Annotated in this window: 5 protein-coding genes and 1 rRNA gene; 2 read left to right on the forward strand and 4 right to left on the reverse strand. The window is 52.6% G+C overall.

Going from position 1 to position 9338, the window contains the following annotated elements; translation table 11 throughout:
• Window positions 1–11: 11 nt before the first annotated feature.
• From SE18_RS18545 to tatA, 4 genes are all read right to left on the reverse strand, one after another.
• On the reverse strand, window positions 12–599 hold the full coding sequence (locus tag SE18_RS18545; RefSeq protein WP_054535936.1) for a hypothetical protein: 588 nt from the start codon (window positions 597–599) through the stop codon (window positions 12–14).
• Between the two features lie 104 nt (window positions 600–703).
• Entirely contained in the window at window positions 704–1285 is a 582-nt protein-coding gene (locus SE18_RS18550; RefSeq protein ID WP_054535937.1) for a DinB family protein, read from the reverse strand.
• Between the two features lie 24 nt (window positions 1286–1309).
• Entirely contained in the window at window positions 1310–4414 is a 3105-nt protein-coding gene (locus tag SE18_RS18555; protein WP_054535938.1) for an ATP-binding protein, read from the reverse strand.
• A gap of 71 nt (window positions 4415–4485) precedes the next feature.
• Window positions 4486–4665 carry a twin-arginine translocase TatA/TatE family subunit gene (gene tatA, locus SE18_RS18560; protein WP_054535939.1) on the reverse strand — a complete coding sequence of 60 codons (180 nt, stop codon included), beginning with the start codon at window positions 4663–4665 and terminating at the stop codon, window positions 4486–4488.
• Window positions 4666–4958: 293 nt separating this feature from the next.
• On the opposite strand from tatA, the gene SE18_RS18565 reads away from it, so the two are divergent.
• Both SE18_RS18565 and SE18_RS18575 read left to right on the forward strand, forming a co-directional pair.
• Window positions 4959–8609 carry an AAA family ATPase gene (locus tag SE18_RS18565; RefSeq protein ID WP_054535940.1) on the forward strand — a complete coding sequence of 1217 codons (3651 nt, stop codon included), beginning with the start codon at window positions 4959–4961 and terminating at the stop codon, window positions 8607–8609.
• Between the two features lie 623 nt (window positions 8610–9232).
• A 16S ribosomal RNA gene (locus SE18_RS18575) occupies window positions 9233–9338 on the forward strand; the annotation flags it as partial.

Below are 9338 nucleotides of genomic sequence, written 5' to 3' on the forward strand. Positions count from 1 at the left end.
ACGGAGACCACTCATTGTTGCTGGTTTAACAAACGTGCTTGTTCAGCAGCAGTGATCATCCGAAAGCCATCGGCTTGATTGATATAAATAAGTTGTTCGTTTTTGATATTGACCAATAGCTCTGGCCGGGCATCATTGTTGAGATCGTGGGTCGAAAGCGTAATGGGGGTCAGATCTTCGCCTGCGCCAAAGAGATATGGGCCAATCAGCGTGCGCGCTTTGCTTGCATCGCCTCCAGGGAATTCTAACACAACCACCCGCCGATTCAAATTGATGGCCATAAATTCGCTGGGCAAGCCTTGGGCTTCTTCATGCCCAACCGTTGCTGCTAAGTGCGAAACTCGTGGCCGACCATAGCGCAAATCGTCGAACCAAACGCCAAAAATGCCGCTGAGCGTGCCCAAAAGTAGGGCTAAAAGGACCACGAACCCTGCCCACATGAAGCGATTGAACCAAATTTCTGGCAGCGTCGCTTTTGGCTGCTGAAGCTGCTCTTGGGCGCGACGGAGCGCTTGTTGGGGGGATGTTACTCGGACAAGTCGCCGCCCCGCCCATTGGCGCGGATGATTTGTTCGCAAATTACGACTTGTGACCGCCATAATGCCTCCTCAGGCTAAACGTAGATGCTCGTTTACCACTGAAGAAAATTATAGTAGAACTTTTGTTCTATGTCAATGATTGTCACAAGCCTGTGCCTGCATACCTAATGAGCTGCCAACTGGCTGCTGGCCTGGCTTTGGCGCAATTTGGCAATATCGTTAAGATGCTGCTGGGTGTGGCAATGCATGAAGAATAGCAGCTCGCGCACAGTCAATTTCCCCAAGGCTGGATGCGGCAGTTGATACTGATCGAGCGCCGCATCGTCCCAATGAAACAAGCTTTCGATCATGCGCTGATTGAGTTTTTGCCATTGGGCTACCAAAGCTTGTTGGCGTTGCTGATTGAATGGGCCTTGCAGTTTGGCGGGAATAGAATAAGCCGGAGCCTCGAAGCCGCCAGCAATTGCCGCTTGATAGCTGGTGGCAATCGTCGCATAATCATTTGATTGCTGCTTGGGTTTGCCAAATAGCATCGTTAAGCTCCAACGTGGCACCGATAAGGCAAGGATAAAAACCCTGCTCAATTGCTGGAGATGCAACAGATTTTCTGCTGCCGACCAGACCCCTGGCGCATGGGCGAAACATTCTTCAGGGGTCAAGTTCAAAATCGTAGCGCTCACGCTGGCAACATCTCGTTCTAAGGCAACGATTAGTTCGTTATGGTTATAGGGTGCTGAATCAAGCATTCTAGCTCCTTGAGCTATTTCTCCCTAGATAGAACGTTGCTGAGCCATTGCTGGTTGCAGATTGCCAAGCTGGCTTTGCAATTGCTGTACGCGGCTATATAAAAAGCCTTGTTCTGAAGTAACCGCTTGCTTGGCGCGTTGCAGTGCTGCATTTGCCGCCAAATAATCGTGGCGTTCTTGCCAAATTTCTGCCAGCCAGATGTTGATTTGGGTTTGTAAAAATGGCGCAGTTAGCAACTCAACTTCGCTGAGCGCCGTGCGCATCAGCACTAACGCCTGATCGAGATCGCCGCGACCACGGGCAACTAAGCCAAGATTGGCGCGATAGTTGGCCACTTGAGCTGCATTACCATTGGCTTGAGCCACGCTAATGCCGCGCTCAAACCAAGCTTCTGCTTCGTCCCAATGTTTTTCGGCCAAGGCAATTTCGCCGCGAGTGCTATACAAATATTGCAATGGCACGCGCAGCGCCAACTGTTCTGCCAAGCGCAAGCCTGCTTCAATATGGCTGTGAGCGGTTGCTAAATCGCCAATCAGCGTGGCGTTGTACGCTGCGTTGTTATAGCCCAAGATAATTTGATATTGCTCGTTGGTGGCGGCAGTGCTGGAAATTGCCAATGCGAAGGTTTCGACCGCTGCTTTGATTTCGCCGCGCTGAGCCAAAATATTGCCTAGCTCAAACTGACAACGACCAATTAATGAATGGTTTTGTTGAGCGGTAGCGACTTTTAAGGCTGCTTGAATATTCTCGTAGGCCACATTCAAGGGATAGCCCGCCAAGCGTTGGCTAATTGCCAAGAGCAATAATAACTCGGCTTCAAGCAATTGATTTTCAAGGCTGTGCTTGTGATAGATCGCCAAACCACGTTCGGCCCATTCGATCACAACCTCTGGCCGCCCAACCACCAGATAGGTGCGACCAAGTTTGGTGCAAACTGCCACAACCCGCAGCCAATTAGCTTGAGCCTCATATTGCGCTAGCGCTGTATGATAGACCTCGCGGGCAGCGGGCACTTCGCTATTCCACTCCAAGGCATCGCCCAAACGACAATAACGCTCAGGCGTGGGATCAAGCTCGATTGCCTGTTGACCAAAGGCTACTGCTTCGTTTGGCGCTGAGAGCGAAAGCGCATGTTCGAGCGCTTGGTCTGCATAGCTTGCAGCCAATTTGGCCTCGCCAGCCTCGCGATAGTGTAAGAGCAAGCGTCCAGCGATGGCGCGATGGTCGCTATATTCGTTTTGCAGGGCTTGGGCAGCGCGGCGATGCAAAAAGGTGCGCCGAGCGCGGCTAAGGCTATTGCGCACAACCGTGGCAATCAGCGGATGGCTAAATGTATAACTATCGCCTTGTTCCTTCAAAACTGCGGCGTTGAGCAAGCCATCGAGGCCATCAAGCGTGTCTTCATCGGAGCGTCCGCCAGTTTCGCGTAGCACGTTATAGCTGAATAATGGGTCGAGCACCGCTGCCGCTTGAACAATTTGGGAGGCACGTTCAGGCAAGCGTGCCAAGCGCGTGCTGAGTACATCAACCAACATTGGCGGTACATCAGTTGGATCAACAGTGCGACAAAGCTCCAATAAAAACAACGGATTGCCAGCGCTGCGTTCGAGCAAGGTCTGATCATCGGGATTCGCATAGCCCAATTCGCTCAACAGCTGGCGGGTTTCTGCCTGATCAAGCCGAGGTACGTCGATGCGCGTGACCAAACTGCCACGTTGCCAACCAACAACCAAGCGTTGCAAACGGGTGTTGGCTTCCTCAGAGCGATAGGTTACGACCAGCACAATCGGCAAATCGCGCAAGCGATCGACCACATAATCAAGCCATTCGGCGGTTGCTTGGTCGGCCCAGTGCAAATCGTCGATCCCAATCACCAAATGGTTGGTCATCACGGCGCGCAGACATTGGGCAAAGGCCTCGAACATGCGCCGCCGTTCTTCATCAGCGGGCAAAACTGGCGGCTCGGGCAAATTGGGCACATGGCCACGGAGTTGGGGCAGCAAGCGCGCAACCTCGGCCAACCACATTGGATCAACCGCTGAATCGCCAGCAAACAAGCGCGATAAGCACAAGCGCTGGCCAAATAGCTCAGTCACTGGGGCAAAGGGCAGGCTTCTAGTTGATTCAAGACAGTGCATTGACAGCATGGTGCTGTCGGCAGGCAATTGTTGCGCCCATTCCTGCCAAAGCCGCGATTTGCCAACCCCAATTTCGCCAGTGATCAGCACGACTTGCAAGCCGCGTTCGTTGCTGCGCATCAGCGCTTGGTTGAGCAATAATTGCTCATATTGGCGGCCAACAAACGGCGTCTCGCGGGGGGCTGGCCGTTTGATCGGCTTGAGTACTGGCTTGGGCTCAGGTGCTGGATTTGCAAGCATGGGTTTGGCTGGCTCGTGAGCATTGGTTGGGCTGAGCAACGGATTGGTTTGCAAAATGTGTTGGCGCAGCATTTGGGTTTCAGGCAATGGCTCGATGCCCAATTCGCGCTGCAGGGTTGTGCTCAACATCTCATATTGGCGCAGAGCCTCGGCGCGTTCGCCTTGACGCCAATGAGCTTCAATAATCGCCTGATACAACGATTCGGAGAGCGGATCGAAGCGCAAGGCGGCGCGGGCCAACGTTAATACATGGCTCCATTGTTGCTGCTTTTGATAATTGCTAATGGCGGTTTGGAACAAACGCATCACGGTTAAGTGCACTTGTTCGCGCTCGGTTACTAGCCACAAATCAAAATCAGGTGCATCGGGCAACATCAGCCCATCGAGCAAGGGGCCTTGGGCCAGTTGTAACAAACTCTCAACACTTGGTTGAACCAAACCTTCTGCCAAACTGCGTAGCTGCCAAAGATCAACGACACAATCCGGGTGTAAACGCAGCCGATCATCATCGGCCAAAATGATCTCGCCGCCTAAACTGCGCCGAATTGTCCAAAGCGTATTGCGTAAATTTTTGCGGGCAGCTTCATCGCTACTTTCAGCCCACAGCAATGCCAAAAGATGCTCGCGGCGTTGAGGCTGGATGGTTGCGGCAAGATAGCCCAAGAGGGCTACCGCTTTGCTAGGAAGCGACTGTGATTGCTGATTGTAGAGTATTGAAGGTACACCGAGGAAACGCAGGGCAACGGTCATAGCCCCCCCGTGAGAACAACGTGAGGCACGGGTTACGTGCCTCAACGATGCATGTTAATTGTAACCGCTCGTTATTTTGATTCGTTTTTGCTCGCGTCGGATGCCGCTGGAGCATCGTCATCGCGCACACCACGGCGAAACTCACGAATGCCACGGCCAAGCGAGCTGCCAAGATCGCCAATCCGCGAGGCCCCAAACAACACAATCACAATTGCGAGAATAATTAAGAGTTCTGGTACGCCTAAGCCCATTGCAAGCCTCCTTGAGGAATGGTATCGCCAATGCAATACCGGTCTATTGCCATTATACGCCGCTGTTAGGCATAGTCAATTGAAATGAATTTGCGTAACAGGTTGAGTTGTCAGTGTAGATTGCTACGATGAATAATCAACGAACAAATGATTAAGTTTTGATCATACTACCATATCTACTGTCCTCCTACGGTCAATTAGTCCTACATCTTCGTTGTGTTTGTGCGCTTGAAGTGGCTAACTTCCGCAACCTAGGCTGCTGATGCTCTAGACATGCCCACTACAATAGACGTATGCAAGATTGCGCGCTCTACCTATTTGGCTCTCCACGCCTGCAATACAACACCCAACAGATAGCGCTTGGCAATGGCCCATTGGCAGGGTTGTTGGTCTTTTTAGCGCTCAATCAAGCTCAGCCAGTCAGTCGTTTGCGGCTTGCGGCCACGATTTGGCCCGATTTGCCCGAACCACAGGCGCGGCGTGCGCTCTCGGCGGCGCTTTATCGGCTGCGTCAACAATGCCCAAGTTGTGATCAATGGCTGTTGGCGAATCCCCAAACCCTGCAACTTGGCTCAATTTGGTGTGATCTGCATGTGTTTCAGCAAGCAGCGCACGCCGATCAAACAAGCGCTTGGCAATTGGCATGTCAGCTCTATCGCGATGAATTATTGCCTGACCTTGATGCTGAGTGGCTCGATGGCCCACGAGCTGATTTGCAAGCCACATTTGCCGCCACAATTGCCAAATTGGCTCAGCATGCGTTTGCTCATGGCGATTATGGCTTGGCGTTGAGCAGTGCTGAGCGTTGGCAGGCCTTCGATCCTTTTGATGAACAGGCGGCGATGCTCATCATGCGTTGCCAAATTAGCCTTGGCCGTGCGCATTTGGCTTTGGTGGCCTACCACAGCATTTGCGAACGTTTGGCCAGCGATTTGGGCGTTGAGCCAATGGCCGAACTCACGGCGCTTGCTGAGCAAATAGTGGCTGAGCAAAGCTTGCGCCAAACCACGCTTGGCGGGAGTTGGCAGAAAATTCCGTTTGTTGGCCGCACGCATGAACGTTCGCTGTTGCTCGATGGCTTGGATGCTGCCTTGAGCCATAGTGGTGGGATTGTTTTGCTTGATGGAGCGGCTGGTATCGGCAAAACGCGATTATTGCACGAATTGAGCCAAGCATCCCAAGCGCGGGGCTTCCAGTTGGCGTGGGGCACGGCCCAAATTAATGGTGGCAGTTCGCCGTATGCACCGCTTGATCAGGCATTAGCCCAAATTCTTGATCAGCGCATGCTTGAGCAATTCGATCCCATTACGCGGCTCGGTTTGGCGGCGCTGATGCCCGATTTGCCCCAACTCAACCAGCACGATCATGCCAATCGACCAAGTTTGGCGACGGCCTTGTTCCAAGTGCTGTTAGCGGTCAGCCAACAAGCGCCATTGTTGCTGGTGCTTGATGATTTGCATTGGGCGCAGCGAGTCGTATTTAATGTGTTGCAATGGTCGCCAAGCCAAATTCAAGCCTTGTTGCGCTCACGGTTATTAATCGTTTTGGCCTATCGTGGCAATGAATCGAGCCATATGTTGCAAGCTTTGCGGCGGATGCGCCAAGAGTTGCCAATTCAAGCGCTTAAACTCAATGGCTTGGCGCTGCACGATTTTCAGCATTTAGTTGGGCGTTTGTGGCCGAATCAGGTGCCAATTCCGAGTATGGCCGAGATTGCTGCATTGCATGCTTTGACTGCTGGCAACCCTTTATTTCTCCAAGAGCACTTGCTGCATCGTGGTGATGCTCATGAGCATTCGTTTCAGGCTTTGGTGGCGCAACGGGTGCAGGCGTTGCCAAATTTGGCTCATCGTGCCTTGGCGGCGGCAAATGCCTTGGGCCGCACTTGGACATTAGTTGCATGGCGGTTTGTGGCTGGAGCTGAGGTTGATCAGGCGATTCCTGATCTTTTAGCGACACGGCTGGTTGCTCAGACCCATGCAGGCTTTCAGTTTTACCATGATTTGATTGCGGTGGCGGTTGAACGAAGTTTAGCGCTTGAATTACGCCAAGCAGCGGCGCAGCAGGCGGCTGATTATTTTGCTCAGCAGCCACTTTGCCGCCCAGAAACGATTGCTTGGGCTTATGAACGGGCGCAACGTTGGCCAGCGACAATTGCTGCCTATCAACAGGCTGGCGTACAAGCGCTTCAAGCTTATGCCTACACCACGGCGCTCGATTATGCAAATCGCGCGTTGGAACTGTACCAGCGTTTGCCCATGGATCAGCGCTTGGAGCTGAGCTTGCTTGGCTTGCGGCAACGAATTTTGGTATTTTTGGGCCAGCTCGATGTGTGGCGCGCCGATGTTGAACGCTTGGAAAGCCTCGCCTTGCATTTGGGCGATCAACATGCCTTGCTCGAAGCCTACGAGAGCAGAATTGTGCTTTCTTCGGTCGATTCGAATGCGCCTGAAATGGCGAGTATTGCCGAACAAGCCTTGGCATTGGCCCGAACCCTCGAATTGCCAGCGGTTGAAGCCCGAATTTTAAATACCTATGGCTTTCATTTGATCAGTAGTGCTGCGGTGCAGCCGCGCAACAGCTTGCCCTTGCTCGAACAGGCGGTTGCCCTCGCACGGAGCAGCCACGATGATGCAGTTTTGGTTGCATCGTTGTGTTCGTTGGCCTTTGCCTATCGCATGCTCGGCCATACCAGCGTGGCCCAGCGAATTGCTGCTGAAGCCTTGACCCTGACCGAGTTGCATCCCTATTTGTATCCAGCGCGTGGCAATGTGTTGCGAGTTTTGGGCGAAGTTAATATTAGCTACGCCGATTGGGAAACTGCGCTGAGCACCATGAACAAGTCAATTGAGTTGCTCGAAGCGCTTGATGATAGTTGGCTGCTAGGTGTTGGCTTGTTCATGTCGACTTTTATTACGACCGCAATTGGCCTGACCGAGATGGCGCAAGCCACCACCCAACGTTTGCGCCAGATGATTCGTGATTCCAAGATGCCGCCAAACTCCAACTGGGCCTTTTTTGCCCAGAGTGTCACGATTTTGGTGGCCTTAGAAGCTGGCGATTTTGAGCAAGCAGAAACCGTAGTCCAAGAAGTTCAGCCGTGGCTTGATCAAGCGCAGCAACAAGGTGCAGGCTTGTATTTGCTGGCGGCGATTGGCGCACTGGAGATTTTTCGCAATCGGCCAGATCAAGCCTTACCTTTGTTACGGCGTGGCACGGCAATGTGGCAACAAGCGCGATCGGCCTTTTTGCAACCAATTTTGATGCATGCCTTAGCTGCGCAATTATGTGGTTTTGCTGCTGAAGCCCAAGCAATGTTGGCCGAAGCAGAAGCGATGTACGACCAGAAAGAATTATTGTATGCAGATGTGTTATTGCAATTCACCCGTTTTTGGGTCTATGGCGATCGGCTCCATCTGCAAAATGCCTATACCTCAATTCAGCAACAAGCCAATCGCTTTCGCGACCCAACCTTGCGTGATTCATTCATCAATAATGTGAAATTACATGGCATGGTGCTGCAATTGCAGCGGGTTGCCCCATTGGCTGGAGCGATTCGCTCGATGGCTGGGCTATGGATGCGACTAACGCGGGTGTATGGGCGTACCCAACTGCTTTCTGAAGGTGGCTATATTCAGCGCAAAGTTCTGTTGGTGCGCGCCGATGTGCCACTGGGCAAATCGCTGAGCCATACTGATCGGGTTGAAGTTGTTTGGACGTTGCATGCACCAGATGATAATCGCTTCCATGATCGTAGCGCATTGCGCATGCATCGTTTGCAGCGGTTGCTTGATGAAGCTGATGATGCAGGAGCAGCGCCAACCGATGATGATTTGGCTGATGCCTTGGCCGTAAGTCGGCGCACTATTCTGCGCGATATGGCAATCTTGCAAGCCCAAGGCTCAGTGGTCAGTACCCGCCGTCGCCGTGCAGTTGGCGAGTAATGAGCGAAAGGATGAAGGATGAAGGATGAAGGATGAAGCCAAAGTCAGAAGTCAGAAGTCAGAAGTCAGAAGTCAGAAGTCAGAAGTCAGAAGTCAGAAGTCAGAAGTCAGAAGTCAGAAGTCAGAAGTCAGAAGTCAGAAGCCTCATCTTCGTGCCCTTCGCGCACTTCGCGGTTCCGATCCTTCGTGCGCTTCGTGGCCCTTCGTGGATCAGGAATGTGGCATTTGACAACGCCGCCAATCTGCGGTAGAATCCCCGGGCTGTCAACGCATGACTTGAAACGAGTCACGACACCAACAACTGAGACCTTCCCCCACGGACACGCGATTTGACACGAACGAATGGCTGTGGTAGAATCCTCAGGCTGTTGACCGACAGCACGATGTTTGCTCAACATCACACATTTGACGAACTGCTCCGCTCCGATGGCCATCTGGCATCAGCGGATTTTTTATCGCCAAAATTGCACCTTTCCAACTGATGGGTGCTGCGTCCGCAGCACATTCCATGCATCAATATCTTTTTTTTGTCACCGTCAATGCGTTGGTCGGATTCTACCAACCAACAGAGTGACCGTGCTACCACTCTCTAAATCAGTAGCACACGCAGTGACTTCGGTCACTTGTCGGCGAGTTTGATCCTGGCTCAGGACGAACGCTGGCGGCGTGCCTAATGCATGCAAGTCGAACGCATTCTTCGGAATGAGTGGCGCACGGCTGAGGAACACG

The organism is Herpetosiphon geysericola (assembly GCF_001306135.1).
GTDB lineage: Bacteria > Chloroflexota > Chloroflexia > Chloroflexales > Herpetosiphonaceae > Herpetosiphon > Herpetosiphon geysericola.